Origin of the sequence: Paracoccus amoyensis (assembly GCF_014490725.1) — a bacterium.
GTDB classification, from domain to species: Bacteria; Pseudomonadota; Alphaproteobacteria; order Rhodobacterales; family Rhodobacteraceae; genus Paracoccus; species Paracoccus amoyensis.
Genome location: NZ_JACOQL010000004.1, coordinates 523,677 through 546,896, shown reverse-complemented (window position 1 = coordinate 546,896; position 23,220 = coordinate 523,677). Strand labels below are relative to the sequence as shown.

The following is a 23,220-nucleotide window of genomic DNA, read 5'->3' as shown; positions in this document are numbered from 1 at the left end:
CGCCGAACGCTTGACGCAGAACGCCCGCGTAAAAGCCGCGGATCGATGTCAAAAAAGCCGCGCACCGACGATAAAAAAGCCAACACCCACGGAAAAGCATGCATAAATATTTGAAATTGATGTATAAAATAATCTCTACAAAGACGATAGATTTTACTTGATAATCACGATGAACTTTGTCGTAATATCCCCATGAGCGACGCAGATGATCTGCCGCCGCCCTGACAGCGAAACGAAGGAGATTGCCATGACCCCGAATTTCATGACCGGCTTGGCACTGGCCAGCCCCACTGCCGACATGATCCCCTTGATGCTGGATGCCTCGGCCTATTCAGAGGTCGAAACGAATGAATTCGCCACGGTGACCATCGGCACTCGCCAGCAGGCGCAGGGCACAATCGTGCGCCGCTATCGCGATGGCAGCATCAGCATCAACGCTGGCGGACGTATCGTGACCGGTCGCCCGATCACACAGGCAAGCACGGGGCGCGGTTGGTGGTCACGGATCAGCGGCCGCACGGCAAGCTAAGCCGCGGGATCCTCTTGCAGCAGCATTGTCAGGGCGATCAGTGTCAGGATGACCCCGACCAGCACGATCGCCCCCGGCAGGCCCTGCCCCAGCACAGCCTCTAGTGCGATCACCCAGACGGGCGTCAGATAGGTATAGGCCATCACCTTTGACGATGGCAGACGCATCGTTGAATACTGCACCAGCAATGTCGTGATCGCGCTGGCAAAGATACCGACATAGAAGATGGTCACCCAGACAATCGCGGGCAATGATCCCCATGCGGTCGAATTGATCGCCTGCCAGCCCCAGACCAGCGTCAGCAGACCGCCCGCCGTCAACGTCCCAAGGCTGGACATCAGCGGCCCTTCGCCCCGGCTCAGCTTGCGAACCAGCGGTGTGTAGACCGCGTGGAAGACACACCCGATCAGATAGATCGCCTCGCCCCGCCCCAGTTCCAGACGCGCCAAGGCCTGCAGATCACCGCGAAAGATCACCCAAAGGGCGCCCGCCGCCCCCAGAACCAGCGCCGTGACAATATGTCGGTCGGGCCGCTGCCCCAGCAGAAACCACCCAAACCCTGCCGCCATCAGCGGTGTCAGTGTGAAAACAGCACTGGCCGACAGCGGCGAGGCCGTTTTCAATCCCTCGAACATCAGCACGAAATAGGCGGCAAAGGCGAAGCCCAGCAGCAGATAGCGCCAGGGCTGCGTCAAAAGCGCCGCAGGTCGCCCCGCCCGTGTAAATATCGCGATACCCGCCAAGACGCCCGCCGCGACAACAAAACGCGCAACGGTGATCGCCGTTGGATCAATCAGATTCGCGGCCCGCGCACCTAACGAGAATGACCCCGCCACCAGCGCCGAAAACAGAAACATCGCTGCATGCCCGCGCAACGCTTCACGCCGCAAAGATTGTGCCGTCTGCCCGTCGCTCACGCCCGTTCCCTTCTTTTGCGGTGCACATTTGCTTATCGACACCCCCTGTGCAATCCCGCGACGCGGATTATTGCCCTCGCCCATGACCCGCCAAGGCCAATCTGGCCCCGACCTTCGGCACGCCGCGTGTCAGCCTATTCCCGATCGTCACGAAAGGCCCCGCGCAGTTCGGCCAGGGCCGCCTGAATCTTCGGCGTGCGATGCAGATCCACATGCGTCACCAGCCAAAGGTCGCTGCTCCAATCGACAGGCCAGTTCAGCTGAACCAGCCCGTCGGCCCGTGATCGAGACAGCCCCCCGGCCGCCAGCCCCGCGCGAATGACGCGCTCCATTGCGGTCAATTCATCCGCCACCATCACCACATTGGCAGAGGCGACATTCTCGCGCAGCCAACGTGAATAGGGCGCGTTATGACCCGCCTCTCCCATCGCGACGAACCGATGGTGGTTGGGTTCATGGTCTGCGCCAAACGCATCCAGATAGGCTTGCGAGGCATAAAGCCCGCTGGCGATTCGGCCCAATCGCTGCACGACATAGTCCGGCTGCGTCGGGCGCATGCCCGCACGAATTGCGATATGCGCCTCGCCCGCCGCCAGGCGAAACAGGCGCGAATCCGTCAGATAGGTCACCCGCAGGTCGCGATATTTCGTCATCAGCGCGATCAATGCCGGCAACAGCAAATCGTCGATGCCGGCGACGGTGGTGATGATAAGCTCACCCTCGATCCTCTCGCTTGTTCCGGCAATCCGTGCGGCCATCTGCTGAAAGCGTTCGTCCGCCTCATCCGCTGTGCGCAGCAGGGTCTGCCCCGCCTCGGTCAGCGCATAGCCGCGGGGGTGGCGTTGAAACAGACGGGCGCCCAACTGTGCCTCCAATGCGTCGATCCGGCGGATCACCGTGGCATGGTGCACGCCCAAGGCCTCGGCCGCGCCACTGACCGTGCCGCTGCGCGCAACCGCCAGCGCGATGCGAATGTCATCCCAGTTATCGATCCTGCACCTCCCTAGACCTGTGCATCACCGCACAAAGAATGCGCATTTATCGCCAATTTTGTTCATTCCTGCCTAGCCCCAAATTGGTGGCAACAGATTCCAACAGTTTCGAGGAACGATCCGATCATGAACATCCTGCATCTTGATAGTGCAATCACCGGCGAGGCTTCGGTTTCGCGCAAACTGACCGCCGACATTGTCGCCAAGCTGACCTCCCAAAATCCAACCGCGACCGTCACCTATCGCGACCTCGCCAAGGGCGTGCCCGCCATCGACGGGATCTGGCTGGAAGCCACCCGTGGGATGGGCGACGACAACTCGGCCGCACATGCCGCCGCCGTCGCCACCTCTGACGCATATCTGTCCGAAGTCAAAAATGCAGATGTGCTGGTGATCGGTATGCCGATCTACAACTTCGCGATGGGCGCCCTGCTGAAAAGCTGGATTGACCAGATTGCCCGCGCCGGTGTCAGTTTCCGCTATACCGAGGCTGGCGCCGAAGGCTTGCTGACCGGAAAGCGCGCCATCATCGCCTATAGCGCCGGCGGCACGCCCTTGGGGTCCGAGATCGACCACGCCTCGGCCTATATGCGGTTCATTCTGGGCTTCTTCGGGATCACCGATGTCGAATTCGTCGCCGCCGACGGTTTGATTTTCGACCGCGACGGCGCATTGGCCCGCGCCGATGCCCAGGTCGCAGAGCTCGCCGCCTGACCGCCCCCTGACCGGGCGAAACCATCAAAAGCACGGCCTGCGTTGACTCGCGGGCCGTTTTTGCCTATCTCACCCTAGATTCCCGGAAGGATGTGCCTTCCGGTCCCCGTCAGATGCGGGGATCGCCCCCCGTTAGCGCGTTGCGCCCACGGGGGCTAAACCGTATTGGACCGCAGGAGGCCCGGCTATGTTCGAGAACCTTTCCGACCGTTTGGGCGGCGTATTCGACCGGCTGACCAAGCAAGGCGCCCTGACCGAAGATGACGTGACCGCCGCAATGCGCGAAGTGCGTGTGGCCCTGCTGGAAGCCGACGTTTCCCTGCCCGTGGCCCGCAGCTTTGTCAAAACCGTCACCTCGAAAGCGACCGGCGCATCTGTTACCAAATCGATCACCCCCGGCCAACAGGTCGTGAAGATCGTCCATGACGAACTGATCAAGGTTCTGCAGGGCGACGATGCCCCCGACGCGCTGCGCATCGACAACCCGCCTGCGCCGATCCTGATGGTCGGCCTGCAAGGCTCGGGGAAAACCACGACGACCGCGAAACTGGCCCTGCGCCTGAAGGAGCGTGAAAAGAAACGCGTGCTGATGGCGTCTCTGGACACCAACCGCCCGGCGGCCATGGAACAGCTTGCCATCCTTGGCCAGCAGATCGGCGTTGACACCCTGCCCATCGTGCCGGGCCAGACCGCCACGCAGATCGCCCAACGCGCCAAGCAACAGGCGTCGCTGGGCGGCTATGACGTTTATATGCTGGATACCGCTGGTCGCCTGCATATCGACCAGGTGCTGATGGATGAGGTTCAGGCCGTCCGCGACATCGCCCAGCCGCGCGAAACACTGTTGGTCGTCGATGGCCTGACCGGTCAGGACGCCGTCAATGTCGCCACCGAGTTCGACGAGAAAGTCGGCGTCTCGGGCGTCGTTCTGACCCGGATGGACGGCGATGGCCGCGGTGGCGCGGCCCTGTCGATGCGCGCGGTTACGGGCAAGCCGATCCGCTTCGTCGGCCTGGGCGAAAAAATGGACGCGCTGGAAGGCTTTGACGCCCAGCGGATCGCCGGTCGCATCCTTGGCATGGGTGACATCGTCGCCCTGGTCGAAAAGGCGCAGGAAGTGCTGGAGGTCGAACAGGCCGAACGCATGATGAAACGCTTCCAGAAGGGTCTGTTCAACATGAACGACCTGAAAGGCCAGCTTGAACAGATGCAGAAGATGGGTGGCATGGGCTCGATCATGCAGATGATGCCGGGCATGCAGAAGATGGCCAAACAGGCCGAAGCCGCAGGCATGGATGACAGCGCCGTGCGCCGTCAGATCGCGCTGATCAACTCCATGACCAAGAAAGAGCGGGCCAATCCCGACATGCTGCAGGCAAGCCGCAAAAAGCGGATCGCAGCGGGCGCGGGCATGGAGGTGTCCGAACTGAACCGGCTGCTGAAAATGCAAAAGCAGATGGCCGACACGATGAAAAAGCTGGGCAAGATGGGCAAAGGCGGCATGCTGAAACAGGCCATGCGTGCCATGACCGGCCGCGCGGGCGGCCTGCCGGATCTGGAGAATATGGATCCAGCGAAAATGGCCGAAGCAACCAGGATGCTGCAGGACCCGAAGGGTCTCGGCGGTGATCTGTCCAAGGCCGGCCTGCCCAGCGGCCTCAGCGGTCTGTTCGGGAAGAAATAAGGTCAGCCGCGTCATGACGTCCTCATCCATAATTCTTCAGGCGAAAGTGCCGGTTCTTGAAACCGAACGCCTGATCCTGCGCGAACCGCGCCTGTCGGATTGGGATGCGATGAATGCCTTTGGCCTGTCGGAACGCTCGCAATATGTCGGCGGCCCGTATGAGGAATGGCAAAACTGGGACGCGCTGTCGCGTGGCATTGGCCACTGGATCATGCGCGGTTATGGCCTGTGGTCGGTCGAGGACAAGGCCTCGGGTCGCATTGCCGGGCGCGTCGGCGTGATCGACCATTTCGACTGGCCCGAACCCGAACTGGGCTGGCATATCTATGAAGGCTTCGAAGGCAAGGGCATCGCCTATGAGGCGGCCATGACCGCCCGCGCCCATGCCCAGGGTCCGATGGGCTTTGCCCCGCTGATCTCTCAGATCGCCCACGAAAACATTCGCTCGCGCAAACTGGCCGAACGCATGGGTGCGGTGATCGAACGCGAAGGCGTGGTTCGTGGCACCCCGTGTCTGGTTTACCGCCATCCGAAGGTGTCGGCATGACCGCGCTGCTTTGGTCCTCGAAATATCCCGCGGGGGAGTCGCCGGCACGGCGACGGGGGCGCGAAGCCCCCGCTGCGGCGGCGCCACATGCGGCATACGCCCTGTGCACCGCCTGTGCACAGGTTGTGTACATCCCGTGCCCCTTGAACGGAGCCTTCCATGACTGATCCCACCACCCGCGCCGCCGCCCTGCTGAAAGAGCATCGCGAGTCTATCGACCGGCTGGACGCGATCCTGGTCTACACGCTGGCCGAACGGTTCAAGCACACCCAATCCGTCGGCCACCTCAAGGCCGAACACGCTCTGCCGCCCTCGGATCCGTCGCGCGAAGCGCAACAGATCGAGCGGCTGGAACGCCTCGCGCGCGAGGCTGACCTTGATCCAGAATTCGCGCGCAAATTCCTGAATTTCGTGATCGCCGAAGTTATTCGGCACCACGAACAACACCAATCGTAAGGGCGCGGACGCGCCCATAACACCGCCATTTCAAAGGAGAAAATGCAATGGCTATGAAAATCCGTCTGGCCCGTGGTGGTTCGAAAAAACGCCCGCATTACGCCATCGTCGCAACCGATTCGCGCATGCCGCGCGATGGCCGCTTCCTGGAAAAGCTGGGCACCTATAACCCGCTGCTGCCGAAAGACAGCGAAGATCGCGTCAAAATGGACATGGAACGCGTTCAGCACTGGCTGGGTCTCGGCGCACAGCCGACCGACCGTATTGCCCGCTTCCTGGAAGCCGCAGGCGTCAAGGCAAAGGCCGACCGCAAGAACATGAAGAAAGCCGAACCGGGCAAGAAAGCCAAAGCGCGCGCCGAAGAAAAAGCCGCCAAAGCTGCTGCTCCGGCTGAAGAATAATCCCGTGCAAGGCCCGGATGTCAGCATCCGGGCCTGTCATTCGACCGCAAATGTTTCGCCTGTTTCGTCGCGCAATTTTCTTTGTGCTGCTGTTTGTCAGCGGCATGATCTTCGAGCGTGCTCAGCAACGTGAACTATGCAGGGAATCGGCCGGCACCTGGCTGCGCGCCGGATTTTGCGAAAGGGTTGGACCATGACCGACAGGATTTGCGTAGGCGCAATTGCTGGTGCCTTTGGTGTCAATGGCGAAGTGCGCCTGAAAAGCTTTACCGCCGAGCCTGCTGATATCGCGAATTACGGCCCCTTGACGACCGAAGACGGCAAAAAAGTCTTTACCGTCAATCTGACCCGGCCGATCACCGGTGGACTTGGGGCGCGGCTGACGGGCGTTGTCACCCGCGAGGATGCGGAAGCATTGAAGGGCGTGACCTTGTGGGCACCGCGCGATGCGCTGCCCTCGCTTCCTGATGATGAATTTTATCACACCGACCTGATCGGGCTAGAGGTCGTGGATACCGGCGGCCAGATTTTAGGCCGTGTCCGCGCGATCTTTGACCACGGCGCCGGCGATATTCTGGAAGTGGTCGGCGGCAAGACCGTGCTTTTGCTGCCCTTTACCCGCGCTGTTGTTCCAACGGTCGATGTGACCGCAGGACGCATCGTTGCCGACCCGCCTGGCAACGACGAATGAGCGATACGCCAAAATCGCATGGGCGGTTGTCCGTCACCACCAGTCTGCGCCCGCGCGAATTGATGCGCGAACCACAGATCAGGAACATCTGGACGGCCAATGTCGTCACCCTGTTCCCCGAGGCTTTTCCCGGTATCCTTGGCCTGTCGCTGACCGGTCGCGCGTTGCAACAGGGGCTTTGGAACCTGCGGACCATTCCTTTGCGCGAATTTGGCATGGGCAAGCATCGCAATGTCGATGACACACCAGCCGGCGGCGGGGCGGGCATGGTGATCCGTGCCGATGTGATGGATGCAGCCCTGCGCGAAGCGACTCAGGGCACAGCAAAACCCGTCATCTACATGTCGCCGCGCGGCAAACAACTGACACAGGCCCGCGCACGGCAGTTGGCCGAAGGTCCAGGGGTGACGCTGATCTGTGGCCGGTTCGAAGGTGTGGATCAGCGCGTTCTGGATGCGCATGCCATCGAAGAAATCAGCATTGGCGACTATGTTTTGACCGGCGGAGAGATTGCCGCTCAGGTCTTGATCGACACGACGGTTCGTCTTATACCGCGCGTGCTGGGGAATCAGGACTCTCTGGCCGAGGAATCCTTTTCCATCGGCAACAGAGGTCTTCTGGAAGCCCCTCAGTTCACGAAGCCCGCCCAGTGGGAAGGCCGCGAGATCCCGGAAGTTCTGCTATCGGGAAATCACGCGGCCATTCATGCTTGGCGTGCCAGTGAAGCCGAAAGGCTGACCAAGGAACGCCGCCCCGACCTGTGGCGGGCATACGAGGAATCCCTTGGGGAACCCCGTATGGACCCGGCAAAGGACCAACAGCTCTCGGGCGCATCAGACCAATCGTGGAATCACCACGAGCATAACAAGGAAACCAAGCGATGAACCTGATCGCAGAACTGGAAGCCGAGCAAATCGCCGCGCTTGGCAAGGAAATCCCTGATTTCAAAGCAGGCGACACCGTCCGCGTCGGTTACAAAGTGACCGAGGGCACCCGCACCCGCGTGCAGAACTACGAAGGCGTCTGCATTTCGCGCAAAGGCGGCGACGGCATCAGTGCCAGCTTCACCGTCCGCAAAATCAGCTTCGGCGAAGGCGTCGAGCGCGTTTTCCCGCTTTACTCGACCAACATCGACGCGATCACTATCGTTCGTCGTGGTAAAGTCCGTCGCGCCAAGCTGTACTATCTGCGCGATCGTCGTGGTAAATCGGCCCGTATCGCCGAAAAAACCAACTATCGTCCCAAAACCGACGCGAAAGCCTAAGGAGGTCGCGAGATGAAAAAAGAGACCCATCCCGACTACCACATGATCCAGGTCAAAATGACCGACGGTACCATCTATCAGACCCGTTCGACCTGGGGTGCCGAAGGCGAAACCATGTCGCTGGACATCGACCCGACCACTCACCCGGCATGGACCGGCGGTTCGGCTCGTCTGATGGACACCGGCGGCCGCGTGTCGAAGTTCAAAAGCAAATACGCTGGCCTGGGCTTCTGATCCTTTCCAGCTATCGGAATACGAAAACGCCGCCCCCATCGGGCGGCGTTTTTCTTTGCCCGGCGTCAGGTGATACTGGCCAATATACGCTGACCAAATGAAAAACGGCCAAGCGACCACCAGACCAGCAGGCACAGAACGACCACAAAAACGAATTTCAGATCGCCGCTGATACCCAGTTGCGTGGCTGTGATCATCGCCAGAACATGCGAGAAATAGATGAAAGCTGCCAGCGTCGCCAACTGCTTGCCCTGCGAAAACCCCTTGCTCGACAGCGCAGCCAAAAAGACCAGCGGCGCACAGGCCAGCAACGTCACCATGCTGTCAACGCCATATGTGCCGCCTGCGATGCGATACCAAACCACGCTCTCCGCCATCACCGCAATCACCGACAGGACGGCCAGCCATTTCCCCCCTGTCCCCGTCTTGCGGGTGCCGGTCGCGGCAAGAGCATAGCCAACGGCGAAGAACGGAAAGATCACGAACAACCCGTTTCGATACAGATCCAGTTGCAGCGACAGCCTTTCGGACAGCACCAGATATTGCAGCAGGATTCCCACAGCGGCCAGCAGCAGCGCGATCAGGACGATGCCCCTGATCGGCAGCTTCCAATGAATCAACGCCAGCAGCAGCGCCCCCGCCGCGATCATTCCAGCCAGAAACCACAGGTGAAAATAGCCAAAGAACCACAATTGCAGCAGATGCGGCAGAGATGTGATTTCCGGCCCATAAACAGGCGCGTAGATCACCATCCAGATCGCATAGAGGATCAGGATCCGTTTCAAATATCCTGCACCTCGTCCCGAATGGGCCGCGCTCGCAAAGAAAAAGCCCGATATCAGGGAAAAAATCGGAACGGCGGTTCGGTATAAGCCATTCACCAATGCCTGTTTAACTTCGCCCTGCAAAGCGTCGGGAAAGCCTGTGTGTATCCCGATGACAAAGATCGCCAACAGGACACGAAGTGGATCGACTGCGCTGTTGCGCTGGACTGCTGCGTTCATGGATCGCCTGAATATCTTGTGCAACCGAACGAAAAAGCGGGCCACAAGGTTCGCCCGCTTTCGTCAGTCACCAAAGTTTTTTGCAATTTCATGCCGATATGGCGTGATGTTGGATTGTCACCAGCTCAGGCAGCCGCCGCATCAAGCTCTACCAGCGCGACGATATCCATCATGATCGTGTTCAACTGGAAGTCCTTGGGCGTATAGACCCGCGCCACGCCCATCGACAGCAGCCGCGCAGCATCATCATCGGGAATAATGCCGCCAACGATAACCGGGATATGGGTTAGCCCTTCATCCCTCATCCGCGCCATCACGTCCTCGATCAACGGCAGGTGGCTGCCCGACAGGATCGACAGACCGACGACATGAGCATCCTCGATCTTTGCCCTGCTGACGATCTGTTCCGGCGTCAGACGGATGCCCTCATAGGTGATGTCCATACCGCAATCGCGGGCGCGAAACGCAATCTGTTCAGCGCCATTCGAATGGCCGTCCAGCCCCGGCTTGCCGACCACGAATTTCAGGCGGCGGCCAAGGCGAGAGCTGACGGCATCGACGGCTTCGCGAATATCCTCCAACCCTTCGGTCCGGTTCGAGGGCGACGACGAAACTCCGGTCGGGCCGCGATACTCGCCGTGGACCTGACGCATGACGCCGGCCCATTCGCCGGTCGTGGCGCCGGCCTTCGCCGCTGCGATCGAATAGGGCATGATATTTTCCCCCCGACGGGCCGCGTCGCTCAGCGCGTTCAGCGCGCCCTGCACGGCGGCCTCGTCACGGGTGTTGCGCCAAGCGCTCAAACGTTCGATCTGATCCTGCTCGACCGCCGGATCGACAACCATGATGCCACCATCGCCCGCAGTCAGGGGCGAAGGCTCGGCGTGTTGCCAGCGGTTCACACCGACCACGATGGTTTCATTCGTCTCGATCCGGCCCAGCCGTTCCGCATTCGATTCGACCAGACGCGATTTCATATAGTCGATAGAGGCAATCGCGCCGCCCATCTGATCCAGCAGAGCCAGTTCGTCGCGGGCGCCTTGCTTCAACTCCTCGACCTTGGCGGCGATGACCGGGTTGCCATCGAACAGATCGCCATATTCCAGCAGGTCGGTTTCATAGGCCAGGATCTGCTGCATCCGCAGCGACCATTGCTGATCCCAGGGGCGCGGCAGGCCAAGCGCCTCGTTCCAGGCGGGCAGTTGCACGGCGCGGGCGCGGGCGTTTTTCGACAGCGTCACCGCCAGCATTTCCAGCAGGATGCGATAGACGTTGTTTTCCGGCTGCTGTTCCGTCAGGCCCAGGCTGTTAACCTGCACGCCATAGCGGAACCGGCGGAATTTCTCATCCTCGATGCCATAACGCTGGGCCGTGATCTCATCCCACAGCTCGGTAAAGGCGCGCATCTTGCACATTTCGGTCACAAACCGGATACCCGCATTCACGAAAAAGCTGATCCGCCCAACCATTTCGGGGAAGCTTTCGGCGGGCACCTTGGCCTTCAGATCGTCCAGCACCGCAATGGCAGTGGCCAGCGCATAAGCCAGTTCCTGTTGCGGCGTCGCCCCTGCCTCTTGCAGGTGATAGGAACAGACATTCATCGGGTTCCATTTGGGCAGCTTGTCCCGCGTATAGGCCGCGACATCGGTGATCATCGCCAAGGACGGCTTGGGCGGACAGATATAGGTGCCGCGCGACAGGTATTCCTTGATCAGGTCGTTCTGGACCGTGCCCTGCAACTTGCTGACATCGGCCCCCTGCTCCTCGGCCACGGCGATATACAGCGACAGCAGCCATGGCGCCGTCGCGTTGATCGTCATCGAGGTGTTCATCTGTTCCAGCGGGATCTGATCGAACAGCGCCCGCATATCACCCAGATGGCAAACGGGCACGCCAACCTTGCCAACCTCGCCCCGCGCCAGCACATGATCGCTGTCATAACCGGTCTGGGTCGGCAGATCGAAAGCCACCGACAACCCGGTCTGCCCTTTGGAAAGGTTTGCGCGGTAAAGTTCGTTCGATTTCGCAGCTGTCGAGTGGCCCGCATAGGTGCGGAACAGCCAAGGCTTGTCTTTCTGGGTCATGCGGATCGCCTCGCAATAATCTTACAGTCGACGAACGAATACCGAAACAAAGATGCGCCGTCAATTCGCTGCATCGCAGAAATCGCCGCGTCCGCGATATGTCCGGCAGGGCCGCCCGAGTCATTTGCGGACAGGCCTGTCGTCAGGCTTGAAGGTGTGGATTTCGGACATGACCTTATCTCACCGTCGCGAACTTACGCGGGTTCTGTGACCGATCTGCGCGCTTTCCAGCACGTTCACTACGGTCAAAGCCAGCGAGTCGGTGCCGATGTCTGCCTCCGGGCCGCAATCCGGCCCATCCGTCCAATTGGCCGTTATGCTGTGTCTGCAACATATTGCCGTTGGACTTTTGCCCTATTCATTGGCGAGCGCAGCGAAATATCGCACCGCGACGAATATTTCCACACAACAAAGTTATAAAATTACGTTTAACGCCGTGTTCGGGTTGCAATGTTGCGCGTCCTTGGGTAGTGCTTCGGAAAAGTTGATTCTGCATTGCAGAAAAATGAGGAGACTCGCCATGGCCCTTGATGCCCCCACCCCGATCGCGCCCTACGACGCGCCGATAAAGGACCTGTATGCGGTCGGAGAGATGCCGCCGCTTGGTCATGTGCCAAAGCAGATGCATGCCTGGGCGATCCGCCGCGAACGCCATGGCGAACCCGACACGGCGATGCAGCTGGAAGTCGTGGACGTCCCCAGCATTGACAGCCATGAAGTGCTGGTTCTGGTGATGGCTGCGGGCGTCAACTACAACGGCATCTGGGCCGGCCTGGGCCAGCCGATCAGCCCCTTTGACGGGCACGGCGCCGAATATCACATCGCCGGATCTGACGCTTCGGGCATCGTTTGGGCTGTTGGCGACAAGGTCAAACGATGGAAAGTCGGCGATGAAGTTGTCATCCATTGCAATCAGGACGATGGCGATGACGAGGAATGCAACGGCGGTGACCCGATGTATTCGCCCACGCAACGCATCTGGGGCTATGAGACTCCGGATGGCAGCTTCGCACAGTTCACCCGTGTGCAAGCCCAGCAGTTGATGAAACGCCCCAAGCACCTGACCTGGGAAGAATCAGCCTGCTATACGCTGACGCTGGCCACCGCCTATCGGATGCTGTTCGGCCATGAGCCGCACGAGTTGAAGCCGGGCATGAACGTGCTGGTCTGGGGCGCGTCGGGTGGTCTGGGATCCTATGCGATCCAGTTGATCAACGCGGCGGGCGGCAATGCCATCGGCGTCATCAGCGAGGAAGACAAGCGCGATTTCGTCATGGGCCTTGGCGCCAAGGGCGTGATCAACCGCAAGGAATTCAAATGCTGGGGCCAGCTCCCCACGGTGAACACGCCCGAATACAAGGAATGGTTCAACGAAGCGCGCAAGTTCGGCAAAGCCATCTGGGACATCACCGGCAAGGGCAACAACGTCGATATCGTCTTTGAACACCCGGGCGAAGCGACCTTCCCGGTCTCGACCCTTGTCTGCAAAAAGGGCGGCATGGTCGTGATCTGCGCGGGCACCACCGGCTTCAACTGCACATTCGACGTGCGCTATATGTGGATGCACCAGAAGCGCCTGCAAGGCTCGCATTTCGCGCATCTGAAACAGGCCGCCGCCGCCAACAAGTTGATGCTGGAACGCCGCCTTGACCCCTGCATGTCCGAGGTGTTTCCTTGGGCCGAAATCCCGCAGGCGCATATGAAGATGTATAAAAACCAGCACAAACCGGGCAATATGTCGGTTCTGGTTCAGGCACCGACCACGGGTCTGCGCACATTCGAGGACGCTTTGGAAGCCGGACGAAAATAACCTTTCCGGCGATGCGAAACAAAGGGCGGGGTTGAACCCGCCCTTTCTGCATTCCGGATTCAGAACAGGCCGTAAAGGATACCGCTCATCGCGACCAGACCGGCGATTGTCACAAAGACATTCGACAGCTTGCCACGATATTGCGCCAGCGCTGGCACGCGGTGGATCGCATACATCGGCATCAGATACAGGATCGCCGCGATAACCGGGCCGCCCAGGGTTTCGATCATGCCAAGGATGCTGGGGTTAAGGATTGCAACGCCCCAGATGGTCAGGAACATGAAGGCGGCGATCAGGATATTCAGACGCTTGTCGGGCATGCTGACCTGATCCGGTATGACCGTGCCCCGCAGAATGCCCCGCATCCCTTCGGCCGCGCCAAGATAATGGCCAAAGAAGGATGATACGATCGCGACAAAGGCCACCAGCGGGCCGAAATAGCTGATGAACGGGCTGTCGTTCACATTGGCCAGATAGGACAGGATCGGCAGGTTCAGGGCCTTCGCGTCGGCCAGTTGTTCCGGCGTCAGGGCCAGCACGCAGGAAAACACGAACAGCATCACAAAACCGACCAGCATCATCGAGGTATTGCGCAGAATTTGGTCGGCCTTGACGCTGGCATGATCGCCATAGTCACGCTTCATCGCGCAGGCGAATTGCGAAATGGCTGGCGAATGATTGAACGAAAAGACCAGCACCGGAATGGTCAGCCAGATGGATTTCAGCGCCGTGCCCAGCGGCGTGACTTCCTTCACCGCCGCCAGGTTCCACTGCGGCACCAGATATAGCGACAGGAAGATCAGGATGCCAACCAGCGGGTAGACCAGAAATTCGGTCACGACCAGCATGACCCGTTGTCCCGCCAGCATCACCAGCATCATCCCGGCAATCAGCACGCCCGACAGCAGCCAGCGCGGCACCGGGCCGACGCCCATCTGGTTTTCCAGAAAGCTGCCAACCGTGTTGGTGATGCCCACGCCATAGATCAGCACGATCGGATAGATCGCCAGAAAATACAGCAGCGTAATCGCCCTGCCTGCGCCGTCGCCGAAATATTCGACGACAACATCGGTGATATCCGCATTCGGGTTCTTTGACGAACAAACGAACCGGGCCAGTGCGCGATGCGACAGATAGGTCATCGGGCCGATGATAATGGCCATGAAGACCAGCGGCCAAAAGCCTCCGATGCCGGCATTGATTGGCAGGAACAGGATGCCTGCCCCCACGGCTGTGCCGAACAGACTTAGCATCCATGTATTGTCGTATTTCGACCAGCCAAGCCGCGCAGGCGCGGCCGGTGACGATATGTGATCCGTATTGGCCATAATTCCCCCCATCAACTATAAACTTGCACAATATGAACGCCGTTCGGGGCATACAAAAGCGCGAATTCGGGCTGCGTCAAACAATTAACTAACGCAGCGTCAAGCCCTTAATGAGATGGAACACGCTGTTAGCGCCGAAGATCAGAACATTTCGCCATGGGCGGAAAAGCCTTTCCGCTCTATATCTCGCAATGCCTTGAAGCGCTTGACGCCCACGGCATGGCTGGACACCGCATTGGCGGCGCGGACCATCCATTCCCGATGTTCGGCGTCGCATTGTTCCAGCCAGGCGTCGGGATTAACGCCATCAGCGATCCATGGTCCTACCGCCAGAATGCGGATGGCACTGGCATGATTCGGGCAAACCGCCATCGCGACGCGGTCGGCCGAATATTCCTGCGCGCGGGTCGTTGTCTGCCCCGGCAACACCAGCATGTTGGGAACCATGCCGATAATGATGCGCCACAGCGAGACATGGCGCAATTTGTGATGCGCCATTTCATGCGCCAACACGAATTCGACCACGTCGGGGGACTTGGCCAGCATCAGCGTGATTTCGGAATGCATGACGATATAACGATAGCGCCGGTTGCACTCCAACGCATAGGCATTCACCACCCCGTCGCCGTTCGTGACATACAGTTTTGGCGGGTTGGGCATGTCCAGCCGCTGGGCCAGATCCTGATACAGCGCATAAAGTTCCGGGAACTGCGCCGGGCCAACAAGGATCGCGTTGGAACGGGCCTGCGCCGCCATATAAAAACGATAGATATAGATCGCCAGCGGCGCCAAAAGTATCAGGTAAGCGGTCTCCGCCATGTCGCGCAGATCGGTGGCGCCTTCCGTTCCGAAAGAGCTTTCAAGCAAGCCATTCCAATCAAACCACCAGATGCTCATGGCACCACCCAGTGCAAGGAAGGTGATGATCGCCGAAAACCAGATCATCGGCATTTCCCAACGATGCCGAAAACGCGTGAACCCGCCCGATCCGCTGGAATGTGCGCACATTATCAACCTCTTATCCACAATCGTCAGGCCAAGGCTAATTCCTTTGCGCTGACGTGTCGAGCGTGCCTGACAGCGCCAAGGTCGGTTTGCCCTTCGCTTTCACGCTGCCGCAAGCTATGGCTTGGCCATGACCGGCCAAACTGCACTTTCGACCATTCCAGAACTTTCGCCCGACCAGGCTGACGCATGGGATGCGCTGGCCGAAACCTTTGCACAGGCAGGCGTTGACCTGATTGCCGAGGAGTTGCATCCACCTCAGCCGGGCAAAGGCCGTGTCATGGCGGTAATCGGCAAGGCGGGATCCGGCAAGACCTTGCTGCTGTCTGAAATCACGCGGGCGCTGCGCGAAGCGGGCGTCGATCTGGTCAGCGGTGATTACGAAGGCAAACGCCGCAAGGACCGGCGCACGGTCGCGGTTCTGGCGCCCACCAACAAGGCCGCCTTTGTCTTGCGTATGCGCGGCGTGCCCGCGACCACGATTCACCGCATCCTTTATACGCCGGTCTATGATCCTCAATATGAACGCATCGCCGAGTGGCTGACGGGCGAAGGCACGCGCCCCACGGTCGAGGGGCTGACGGATGAGGCATTGGACCGCGCCAAGGCATTCTACGATCAGCACAGCTCGATCCCCGGTGCGCTAGCAGCGGCGGGCCTGCGCGGATCTGATTTCATACAGGGCTGGAAGCGGCGCGAAGAAGGGTTGGATATTGGGTTGATCGACGAATCCTCGATGCTGGATGAACGGCAATTCGACGATCTGCGCGAAATTTTTCCGGTGCTGATCCTGTTCGGCGATCCGGCACAGTTGGCCCCGGTCGGGCAATCCGGCCAGATGGTCTTTGACCAGCTTGCCGAAAATCAGCGACTTATCCTGAACCGCATCCACCGGCAGGCCGATGACAGCCCGATCCTTGATCTGGCGCATGCGCTTGCCGATGACAGCGTGAATTTCGACCGCTTCGAAAGCATGGTCCGCGATGCCGCGCGGCGCGATCCGCGGGTGGTCTGGGCCGAGCGTGTCGAAAGCGACCTGATGGCCCGCAGTCCTGTTCTGGTCTGGCGCAATGCCACGCGCATCCGGTTGATCCACGCATTTCGCAGTGCCTTTGGTGCGCCCGGTGACGCATTGCTGCCGGGAGAGCCGCTGATCTGCGACGGGCTGGAATTGCCGCTGAAGCATCGTAAGAAGCGCATCGACCTTGAGGCGCGCGGCCTGATCAAGGGCGCACAGGTGGTCTATCTTGGTCCCGGCAAGAAACCCGGATTCTCGCGGCTGCACGTCCTCGGCGCCGAAGATCCGCGCCTGTCCGCCGCCAGCATCGTCAAGATCGAGATGCCGGACGAAGAGGAACCCTTTATCCCCTATGCCGCCCGCATGGGCGCGGCCTTTCTGCATGGCGCGGCGGTCACGATCCACAAGGCACAGGGCAGTCAATGGCCCGATGTGCAGGTCTTTGCCCCCGACATCAGCGCCGCGGCCTGGTCGAACCGGACCGAGGCGGGCATCCCCCTGTGGAAACGCCTGACCTATGTCGCGATCACGCGGGCACAGGATCGACTGTTCTGGATTACCCGCCCAAGGCTGGCCCGCCCGTCAGGCCCGCTGACGACAGCCGATCTGGATATGCCCGCCGCACCATTGGCCTTGCAGGAAGAAGTGGAAGACGGCCTGCTATAGGCGGGCCGGTCTATTTGCCCTGCTTGCGCTGAATGGACAGACGCAAGGCCTCGACCAAAGCCTCTTGCGGAATGCCGGTTTCATGCGACAGGCGCATGATGCCGAAATGCACGCGGGCCAATTCCTGATAATAGCTGGCGAAGGTATAGTTGATCGACGCGCCGACGACCGCACCAAAGACCGGCGCGGCCTGCGCCGCCAGTTTTTGCCCCATTGACACAGCCAGCCGCGGTGCCACGCGGCTGATCAGGCTTTGCACCGTGTGCCCGGTCACAGACAGCCGCGCGGCCAGCAAACCCAGATCGGCATTATCGTCCCCCGACATCGGCCCTGCCGCCGCAAAGATACGTAAGCATTCCTTGCGAACCTCATCGCTGTCAGGATCAAGGCCATGTTCGGCGGCGATATCCAGCATCGCGCGCAAAAGCAGTGTGATGGTAAAAGGCATCTCGATCAGCGCACCGGGAAAACCGCCGGCGCCGCCCGCAGCACCACTGACGCTGGAGGCAAGCCGATTGAACCAATCGCCACGATCCCGCATCACCTTGCGCGAACCAGACGCCGCCTTGAAGGCACGGTTCAACGCCATGCGGGTAATGCCGTCCAAACGCCCACGGACAAATCCGGGCAGGCGGTCAATCAGCCCCTCGGCGCTGTTGCCGACAACGGACATGATCTCCATCCCCAATCCGCCGGCGTTCAGATAACGCGCGGCAAGCCGGTCAACCTGAGCCAGAACCGAAGGATCGTTGATCGGTGGCAAAATCGCCTGATTCGTCTGCAATTGTGTCATCGCGTGGGTGCTCAACCTCGATACATGCCGACGAAAGATGGGAATTGCCGGCTGCTTCTGCCAGTCCCGGTGGAACATCCTGCGATGTTTCCCGCGTGACCAGTCCCGCGATATCAACCCACGCACCGGGTTGAAGTTCCAATCCCAGGACACGATCCGGGTTGGTGGGAGGCGGCATTTCGACGCCGTCCAGCTTTTCAAAGCCAAAGCGCGAATAATAGGGCGCGTCCCCGACCAGCAACACCCGCCCCCATCCCAGCTTCTGCGCACGGGTCAAACTGTCGCGCATCAACAACCCGCCCAAGCCCTCGCCCTGTGCGGTCGGGTGAACCGCGATCGGGCCCAGCAGCAGCGTGGAATGCTCACCAACCCGAACCGGCCAATAGCGGATAGCCGCCAGAAGAATGCCGGTTGGATCACGCAGCAGCAGGCACAGGTCAGCGACTTTGGAAACGCCGTCTCGCAGACGATAGGACGACAACGCCGTTCGGCCCGGCGCAAAGCACAGGTCATACAGGGATTCGACCTCATATTCGTCGGCGGCGGTTTCCGGGCAGATCTCGTACATGGTGCCTCAATGACTGCTGCGGCCCAATAACACGCCACAACCACCTGTCAAACATTGCAGAACACGAAAAGCGGTGGCAGTTTGACTGCGACAATTTGACTGCGACAATAAGAGGAGGCCGAAAATGTTTTATCGACCCGAAACAGGTCACGGCCTGCCGCATAACCCCTTCAATGCCATCGTCGCCCCCCGCCCCATCGGCTGGATTTCCACCCGTGGCGTCAAGGGTGACAATCTTGCCCCCTATTCGTTTTTCAACGCCGTGGCCTATGTTCCGCCGCAAGTGATGTTTTCTTCGACAAACAGCAAGCCGGATCGTCGTGGAACCAAAGACAGCGTCTCGCAGATCATCGAATCGGGTGTGTTCTGTGTCAATATTGCGGCTGGCGACCTGCGCGAACAGGTGAACGCGTCCTCTGCGCCGTTAGGCGCTGGCGTCAGCGAATTTGAAGCCGCCGGGATCGAGTCGGCAGAATGTGAGACCATCGACTGCTTGCGCGTGGCAAATGCCGTTGCCGCACTGGAATGCCGGATGACACAGATCGTCCCCTTGGCGGGTGAATCGAACTTTGTCGTGCTGGGCGTCGTAACCGGAGTGCATATCCGCGACGACTGTCTGATCGACGGACGTTTTGACCCGCGCCCCGCAGGGGGCTGGATTTCACGCCTCGGCTACAAGGATTATGCCGTCGTGCATGAGCTTTTCGAAATGGACCGCCCTAAATGACCAAGACCGTCAAGGATTACATCCGCAGCATCGTTGATTTTCCGCATGAGGGAATTATTTTTCGCGATGTAACGACGTTATTTGCCGATGCCCGCGGTTTCCGCATGGCCGTCGATCAGTTGCTGACGCCCTACACAGGAATGAATATCGACAAGGTTGTCGGGCTAGAGGCGCGGGGCTTTATCCTTGGCGGTGCGGTCGCCCATCAACTGTCCACGGGCTTTGTTCCGATCCGCAAGAAGGGCAAGCTGCCGGGTGCCGTGATCTCCGAGGCTTATACACTGGAATATGGCGAAGCCGTCGTTGAAATCCATGACGATGCCCTGAAACCCGGTGAACGTGTTCTGATCGTGGACGATCTGCTGGCGACCGGCGGCACGGCTGCTGCGGGGATCACGCTGTGCGAACGGCTGGGCGCTAAGGTCGTGGGCTGCGCCTTTGTGATCGACCTGCCGGCTCTGGGCGGGCGCGAATTGCTTGAGAGTCTGGGGCACGAGGTTCACGCCCTGACCAGCTTTGAGGGCGACTAAACCGGAAAGATCACACCGGGGTTCATGAGCCCCTTGGGGTCCAGCGCGGATTTGATGGCACGCATCGCCGACAATCGCACCGGATCGCCCCAATGGGCAAGATCCCCGGCCTTCAACCGTCCGACACCATGTTCGGCGGAAAATGAGCCGCCACGATCCACCACCATCTGATGCACCTGTCGTGACAGATCCTTGCGAATGCCGTCATATTCTTCGCGCTTGCGCCCCTCGGCCGGGAACAGGTTGTAATGCAGGTTACCGTCGCCCAGATGACCGAAACAGTTGATGCGCATATCGCCCTGCGATGCCAGCATATCGCCCGCATCGGTGATGAATTTGGCGACCTGCGACAGGGGCAGGCTGACATCATGGCTGGCAATCGCACCGATTGCGCGGTTCGCCTGCGGAATCATTTCGCGGACCGCCCAAAGGTCGGCCACTTGCTGACCCGATCGCGCGATCACGCCATCGCTGACCAGACCGGCGGATGATCCTTCAAGGAACAGCCCCTCTAACGCCTCATCGGCGCTCAGACCTGCGGGCAGGCCCACCTCGATAAGAACCAGCCATTGCGGACGTTCCAGAAACGGTTGCGGAAGATCAGGGAAGGTTGCGTCCAAAAACCGCAGCCCCTGCCCCGAGATCAGTTCAAACGCAGTCACACCACCGGCCATCCGGGCCTGCGCCAGCGACAACAGCGCCAGCGCAGCGGCGGGATCTTCGACCACGATCATCGCAACGCCGCTTTCAGACGGAACAGGCGCCAGCACCAGCGAGGCGGCGGTGATAACGCCCAGTGTCCCTTCGGCGCCGATCAACAGATCGCGCAGGTCATAACCCGTATTATCCTTCCGCAACCGCTTCAGATCATGCATGATTTCACCCGAGGGCAGCACAGCCTCGATCCCCAGACATTGCGCACGCGCATTGCCATAGCGCAGCACATTCACCCCGCCTGCATTGGTGGACAGAACCCCGCCAATCTGCGCCGTTCCTTGCGACGCCAGCGATAGCGCGAATTGGCGATCAACGGCGGCGGCGGCGTCACGGGCAGATTGCAGCGTCACGCCGGCTTCGGCCACCATTACGGATTCTTCGGGGAACACATCGCGGATCTGGGTCATCCGTTCCATCGACAGGATCAGCGGTGCCGGACCCTCGGGCATCACCTGCCCGCCCACCAGCCCCGTGCCACCCCCACGCGGAACAATGGCCACGCCTGCGTCAGCGCAGGCACGAACGATGGCCGCAGCTTCCTGCACATCATGCGGCGCGGCGACAAGCCCGGCCTGACCGTGATAACGGCCCCTCGGCTCTTCCAGATACGCGGGGGCAACGTCACGCAAAACCCCGAATGGCAGCCGTTTTTCCAAACGCTCATCAGCCGGATTCAGCATCTGGTTTCCCTTTCAGCGAACATCTGTGCGACCGCGCCGGTCACCCCTCAGGTTGGCGTAAAGCACGTGATTCCGCCAACGCCCGTCGATCTGCAGATAGCTTTGTGCGACGCCTTCGTATTTGAAGCCGGATTTTTCCAACACACCGCGCGACGCCGTATTTTCGGGCAAACAGGCTGCTTCAATCCGCGACAGATCCAGCGTGGTAAAGGCATGATGGACCAAAGCGCCGATGGCTTCCTGCATGTAACCCTGACGGGCAAAAGGCTGGCCAATCCAATAGCCGATCGTGCCGGATTGCGCCGGACCACGACGGATATTGTCCAGCGTGATCGCGCCCAACAGCACACCATCACGACGCAACAGAAACAGCGGCAGGGCCGAGCCGCTTCGACTGGCGCGGGTCGCCCAGTAGACCCGGTTGGTAAAGCCTTTGCGTGTCAGGTGGTCAGCGGCCCAAACCGGTTCCCATTTGGTCAAAAAATCCCGGCTGGTCACGCGCAACGCAGCCCATGCGTTGAAGTCGGAATGCGTCGGCAAACGAAGCACGATCCGTTCGGCTTCAAGCCTGACCGGACGGCGACGCAAAAACATCAGGCCGCAAACCTTTCCTCAAGCGCTTGACGCGATGGCGCAGCTTTCACCGGGCCATATAGCGCAAGTGCCGGGTGTGCATCATTCAGCAATGCAAGGGCGTGATCCCGAATTTCGGCCATGCTGACTGCGGTGATCCGCTGGGCAACCTCTGCCGGGTCGGGGATGCGTCCCCAGATGGCAAGCGTCCGGGCCATGCGCTCGGCCTGCGAGGTCGGACTTTCCAGCGCCATCAGCATTCCGGCCCGAAGCTGTGCCTTGGCACGGTCAACTTCCGCAACGGTCAGATCCTCGGCCGCGCGTTTGATTTCATCGACGGTCAGGTTCGCCAGATCGGCAATATCTTCGCCGCCCGTGCCCGCATAGACGGTCACCATGCCCGTATCGTCATGGAAACCCGATTGCGCAAAGATGGTATAGCACAGGCCACGCTCTTCCCGGATCTTCTGGAACAGACGTGAGGACATGCCCCCACCAATCGCCGACGTGAAAATCTGCGCGGCGTAGAAATCGGCAGCCATATAGCCGGGCCCTTCCAGCGCCAGCGCAAAATGCGCCTGCTCCAGCTTTTTCACGCGGCGCGTTTCCAACCCTTGCCACCGTGCCCCTTCCCGGGCCGGTTGCAGCACGGCTGACATATGCCCAAAGGCAATCTCGGCCAGCTTGACGATACGGTCGTGATCGACCGCACCGGCGGCGGCGACAATCATCTGACCGGGGCCATAGTTTTCGGCGACGAACCCCGCCAGATCGGTCTTGTTAAAGCTGCTGACACGCTCGACCGGGCCAAGAATGGTGCCCCAATCGCCTGATCGGGATAGGCGGCAGCCTGCAGCCAGTCGAAGATGACATCGTCAGGCGTATCCGCCGCCTGCCCGATTTCCTGCAGGATCACGCCCCGCTCGACCTCGATCTCGCGCTCATCAAAGATCGGGTTCAGCACGATGTCGGAAATCACGTCAAAGGCCAGATCCACGTCAGCCTGCAAGACACGAACATAATAGGCCGTCGTATCGCGCGATGTATAGGCGTTGATATAGCCGCCCACATCCTCGATCGCTTCGGCGATTTGCAGGGCGGTGCGTTTGTGCGTGCCTTTGAACGCCATATGCTCGAGGAAATGAGCAATGCCATTCTGTTCCAGCCGCTCATTCCGGCCACCAGCATTGACCCATATCCCAAGCGCGGTCGAATGAAGCCCGGGCATATTCCGGGTGGCGATACGCAACCCGTTGGGCAGCGTGGTCAATTGGACGTTGGCGTCTGT

Annotated in this window: 23 protein-coding genes and 2 pseudogenes; 14 read left to right on the top strand and 11 right to left on the bottom strand. The window is 60.1% G+C overall.

Annotated elements, in window-relative coordinates; all coding sequences use genetic code 11:
- The first annotated feature begins 247 nt into the window (after positions 1 to 247).
- Complete coding sequence (locus tag H4P12_RS15250) at positions 248 to 529, top strand: hypothetical protein (protein WP_187794500.1); 282 nt, start codon at positions 248 to 250, stop codon at positions 527 to 529.
- On the opposite strand, the gene H4P12_RS15245 is transcribed toward H4P12_RS15250, so the two are convergent.
- Positions 526 to 1,446: a DMT family transporter gene (locus tag H4P12_RS15245; RefSeq protein WP_425498225.1), complete on the bottom strand. Its 921-nt coding sequence runs from the start codon at positions 1,444 to 1,446 to the stop codon at positions 526 to 528. The genes H4P12_RS15250 and H4P12_RS15245 overlap by 4 nt on opposite strands.
- Positions 1,447 to 1,580: 134 nt before the next feature.
- Positions 1,581 to 2,420, bottom strand: a complete 840-nt coding sequence (locus tag H4P12_RS15240; RefSeq protein ID WP_343069844.1) for a LysR family transcriptional regulator — start codon at positions 2,418 to 2,420, stop codon at positions 1,581 to 1,583.
- A gap of 141 nt (positions 2,421 to 2,561) precedes the next feature.
- Here H4P12_RS15240 and H4P12_RS15235 point away from each other — a divergent pair, with 141 nt between their 5' ends.
- From H4P12_RS15235 to rpmE, 9 genes are all read left to right on the top strand, one after another.
- A complete protein-coding gene (locus H4P12_RS15235) occupies positions 2,562 to 3,152 on the top strand; it encodes an NAD(P)H-dependent oxidoreductase (RefSeq protein WP_187794565.1) in 591 nt (196 codons plus the stop codon).
- 187 nt (positions 3,153 to 3,339) lie between these two features.
- Positions 3,340 to 4,836: a signal recognition particle protein gene (gene ffh, locus H4P12_RS15230; protein WP_187794498.1), complete on the top strand. Its 1,497-nt coding sequence runs from the start codon at positions 3,340 to 3,342 to the stop codon at positions 4,834 to 4,836.
- 13 nt (positions 4,837 to 4,849) lie between these two features.
- Complete coding sequence (locus tag H4P12_RS15225; RefSeq protein ID WP_187794497.1) at positions 4,850 to 5,383, top strand: GNAT family N-acetyltransferase; 534 nt, start codon at positions 4,850 to 4,852, stop codon at positions 5,381 to 5,383.
- 159 nt (positions 5,384 to 5,542) lie between these two features.
- A complete protein-coding gene (locus H4P12_RS15220; RefSeq protein ID WP_187794496.1) occupies positions 5,543 to 5,839 on the top strand; it encodes a chorismate mutase in 297 nt (98 codons plus the stop codon).
- 47 nt (positions 5,840 to 5,886) lie between these two features.
- Complete coding sequence (gene rpsP, locus H4P12_RS15215; RefSeq protein ID WP_187794495.1) at positions 5,887 to 6,240, top strand: 30S ribosomal protein S16; 354 nt, start codon at positions 5,887 to 5,889, stop codon at positions 6,238 to 6,240.
- A 193-nt stretch (positions 6,241 to 6,433) separates the two neighbouring features.
- Complete coding sequence (gene rimM / locus H4P12_RS15210; RefSeq protein ID WP_187794494.1) at positions 6,434 to 6,931, top strand: ribosome maturation factor RimM; 498 nt, start codon at positions 6,434 to 6,436, stop codon at positions 6,929 to 6,931.
- Positions 6,928 to 7,815 (top strand): tRNA (guanosine(37)-N1)-methyltransferase TrmD, encoded by an 888-nt coding sequence (gene trmD / locus H4P12_RS15205; protein WP_187794493.1) that lies wholly within the window; start codon positions 6,928 to 6,930, stop codon positions 7,813 to 7,815. The genes rimM and trmD overlap by 4 nt, the downstream gene beginning before the upstream one ends.
- Entirely contained in the window at positions 7,812 to 8,195 is a 384-nt protein-coding gene (gene rplS / locus H4P12_RS15200) for a 50S ribosomal protein L19 (RefSeq protein ID WP_187794492.1), read from the top strand. The genes trmD and rplS overlap by 4 nt, the downstream gene beginning before the upstream one ends.
- 12 nt (positions 8,196 to 8,207) lie before the next feature.
- Complete coding sequence (rpmE, locus tag H4P12_RS15195) at positions 8,208 to 8,429, top strand: 50S ribosomal protein L31 (protein ID WP_187794491.1); 222 nt, start codon at positions 8,208 to 8,210, stop codon at positions 8,427 to 8,429.
- Positions 8,430 to 8,494: 65 nt separating this feature from the next.
- On the opposite strand, the gene H4P12_RS15190 is transcribed toward rpmE, so the two are convergent.
- Complete coding sequence (locus H4P12_RS15190) at positions 8,495 to 9,433, bottom strand: acyltransferase family protein (protein WP_187794490.1); 939 nt, start codon at positions 9,431 to 9,433, stop codon at positions 8,495 to 8,497.
- 125 nt (positions 9,434 to 9,558) lie between these two features.
- Positions 9,559 to 11,517, bottom strand: coding sequence for a protein meaA (locus H4P12_RS15185; protein WP_187794489.1), 1,959 nt, complete (start codon positions 11,515 to 11,517; stop codon positions 9,559 to 9,561).
- Between the two features lie 520 nt (positions 11,518 to 12,037).
- Here H4P12_RS15185 and ccrA point away from each other — a divergent pair.
- A complete protein-coding gene (gene ccrA / locus H4P12_RS15180; RefSeq protein ID WP_187794488.1) occupies positions 12,038 to 13,327 on the top strand; it encodes a crotonyl-CoA carboxylase/reductase in 1,290 nt (429 codons plus the stop codon).
- Between the two features lie 59 nt (positions 13,328 to 13,386).
- On the opposite strand, the gene H4P12_RS15175 is transcribed toward ccrA, so the two are convergent.
- Entirely contained in the window at positions 13,387 to 14,655 is a 1,269-nt protein-coding gene (locus tag H4P12_RS15175) for an HAAAP family serine/threonine permease (RefSeq protein ID WP_187794487.1), read from the bottom strand.
- A 141-nt stretch (positions 14,656 to 14,796) separates the two neighbouring features.
- Positions 14,797 to 15,600 (bottom strand): M48 family metallopeptidase, encoded by an 804-nt coding sequence (locus tag H4P12_RS15170; protein ID WP_187794486.1) that lies wholly within the window; start codon positions 15,598 to 15,600, stop codon positions 14,797 to 14,799.
- A 190-nt stretch (positions 15,601 to 15,790) separates the two neighbouring features.
- Between H4P12_RS15170 and H4P12_RS15165 the strand changes: the two genes are divergently transcribed.
- Complete coding sequence (locus tag H4P12_RS15165) at positions 15,791 to 17,344, top strand: ATP-dependent DNA helicase (protein WP_187794485.1); 1,554 nt, start codon at positions 15,791 to 15,793, stop codon at positions 17,342 to 17,344.
- 10 nt (positions 17,345 to 17,354) lie between these two features.
- Here the strand turns inward: H4P12_RS15165 and H4P12_RS15160 are convergent, their stop codons facing one another.
- Positions 17,355 to 18,137: an EcsC family protein gene (locus tag H4P12_RS15160; protein WP_187794484.1), complete on the bottom strand. Its 783-nt coding sequence runs from the start codon at positions 18,135 to 18,137 to the stop codon at positions 17,355 to 17,357.
- 88 nt (positions 18,138 to 18,225) lie between these two features.
- Positions 18,226 to 18,705 (bottom strand): annotated as a pseudogene (locus tag H4P12_RS15155) (GNAT family N-acetyltransferase); the annotation flags it as partial.
- Positions 18,706 to 18,829: 124 nt separating this feature from the next.
- Here H4P12_RS15155 and H4P12_RS15150 point away from each other — a divergent pair.
- Both H4P12_RS15150 and H4P12_RS15145 read left to right on the top strand, forming a co-directional pair.
- Complete coding sequence (locus H4P12_RS15150; RefSeq protein ID WP_187794482.1) at positions 18,830 to 19,432, top strand: flavin reductase family protein; 603 nt, start codon at positions 18,830 to 18,832, stop codon at positions 19,430 to 19,432.
- Entirely contained in the window at positions 19,429 to 19,962 is a 534-nt protein-coding gene (locus tag H4P12_RS15145) for an adenine phosphoribosyltransferase (protein ID WP_187794481.1), read from the top strand. The genes H4P12_RS15150 and H4P12_RS15145 overlap by 4 nt, the downstream gene beginning before the upstream one ends.
- Here H4P12_RS15145 and H4P12_RS15140 read toward each other — a convergent pair.
- The 3 genes and pseudogenes from H4P12_RS15140 to H4P12_RS15130 form a co-directional block, all read right to left on the bottom strand.
- Positions 19,959 to 21,359 (bottom strand): FAD-binding oxidoreductase, encoded by a 1,401-nt coding sequence (locus tag H4P12_RS15140; protein WP_187794480.1) that lies wholly within the window; start codon positions 21,357 to 21,359, stop codon positions 19,959 to 19,961. The two genes, H4P12_RS15145 and H4P12_RS15140, sit on opposite strands and share 4 nt — an antisense overlap.
- Before the next feature lie 12 nt (positions 21,360 to 21,371).
- Positions 21,372 to 21,953: a GNAT family N-acetyltransferase gene (locus tag H4P12_RS15135; RefSeq protein ID WP_187794479.1), complete on the bottom strand. Its 582-nt coding sequence runs from the start codon at positions 21,951 to 21,953 to the stop codon at positions 21,372 to 21,374.
- A pseudogene (locus H4P12_RS15130) lies at positions 21,953 to 23,160 on the bottom strand (M16 family metallopeptidase). The gene H4P12_RS15135 and the pseudogene H4P12_RS15130 overlap by 1 nt, the downstream one beginning before the upstream one ends.
- Positions 23,161 to 23,220 lie beyond the last annotated feature (60 nt).

What these genes read in the sequence shown, in the direction of transcription:
- H4P12_RS15250 (WP_187794500.1), top strand. Translation starts at nt 248, where the DNA reads ATGACCCCGAATTTCATGACCGGCTTGGCACTGGCCAGCCCCACTGCC.
- ffh (WP_187794498.1), top strand. Translation starts at nt 3,340, where the DNA reads ATGTTCGAGAACCTTTCCGACCGTTTGGGCGGCGTATTCGACCGGCTG.
- H4P12_RS15225 (WP_187794497.1), top strand. Translation starts at nt 4,850, where the DNA reads ATGACGTCCTCATCCATAATTCTTCAGGCGAAAGTGCCGGTTCTTGAA.
- H4P12_RS15220 (WP_187794496.1), top strand. Translation starts at nt 5,543, where the DNA reads ATGACTGATCCCACCACCCGCGCCGCCGCCCTGCTGAAAGAGCATCGC.
- rpsP (WP_187794495.1), top strand. Translation starts at nt 5,887, where the DNA reads ATGGCTATGAAAATCCGTCTGGCCCGTGGTGGTTCGAAAAAACGCCCG.
- rimM (WP_187794494.1), top strand. Translation starts at nt 6,434, where the DNA reads ATGACCGACAGGATTTGCGTAGGCGCAATTGCTGGTGCCTTTGGTGTC.
- trmD (WP_187794493.1), top strand. Translation starts at nt 6,928, where the DNA reads ATGAGCGATACGCCAAAATCGCATGGGCGGTTGTCCGTCACCACCAGT.
- rplS (WP_187794492.1), top strand. Translation starts at nt 7,812, where the DNA reads ATGAACCTGATCGCAGAACTGGAAGCCGAGCAAATCGCCGCGCTTGGC.
- rpmE (WP_187794491.1), top strand. Translation starts at nt 8,208, where the DNA reads ATGAAAAAAGAGACCCATCCCGACTACCACATGATCCAGGTCAAAATG.
- H4P12_RS15190 (WP_187794490.1), bottom strand. Translation starts at nt 9,433, where the DNA reads ATGAACGCAGCAGTCCAGCGCAACAGCGCAGTCGATCCACTTCGTGTC.
- H4P12_RS15185 (WP_187794489.1), bottom strand. Translation starts at nt 11,517, where the DNA reads ATGACCCAGAAAGACAAGCCTTGGCTGTTCCGCACCTATGCGGGCCAC.
- ccrA (WP_187794488.1), top strand. Translation starts at nt 12,038, where the DNA reads ATGGCCCTTGATGCCCCCACCCCGATCGCGCCCTACGACGCGCCGATA.
- H4P12_RS15175 (WP_187794487.1), bottom strand. Translation starts at nt 14,655, where the DNA reads ATGGCCAATACGGATCACATATCGTCACCGGCCGCGCCTGCGCGGCTT.
- H4P12_RS15170 (WP_187794486.1), bottom strand. Translation starts at nt 15,600, where the DNA reads ATGATCTGGTTTTCGGCGATCATCACCTTCCTTGCACTGGGTGGTGCC.
- H4P12_RS15165 (WP_187794485.1), top strand. Translation starts at nt 15,791, where the DNA reads ATGACCGGCCAAACTGCACTTTCGACCATTCCAGAACTTTCGCCCGAC.
- H4P12_RS15160 (WP_187794484.1), bottom strand. Translation starts at nt 18,137, where the DNA reads ATGACACAATTGCAGACGAATCAGGCGATTTTGCCACCGATCAACGAT.
- H4P12_RS15150 (WP_187794482.1), top strand. Translation starts at nt 18,830, where the DNA reads ATGTTTTATCGACCCGAAACAGGTCACGGCCTGCCGCATAACCCCTTC.
- H4P12_RS15145 (WP_187794481.1), top strand. Translation starts at nt 19,429, where the DNA reads ATGACCAAGACCGTCAAGGATTACATCCGCAGCATCGTTGATTTTCCG.
- H4P12_RS15140 (WP_187794480.1), bottom strand. Translation starts at nt 21,359, where the DNA reads ATGCTGAATCCGGCTGATGAGCGTTTGGAAAAACGGCTGCCATTCGGG.
- H4P12_RS15135 (WP_187794479.1), bottom strand. Translation starts at nt 21,953, where the DNA reads ATGTTTTTGCGTCGCCGTCCGGTCAGGCTTGAAGCCGAACGGATCGTG.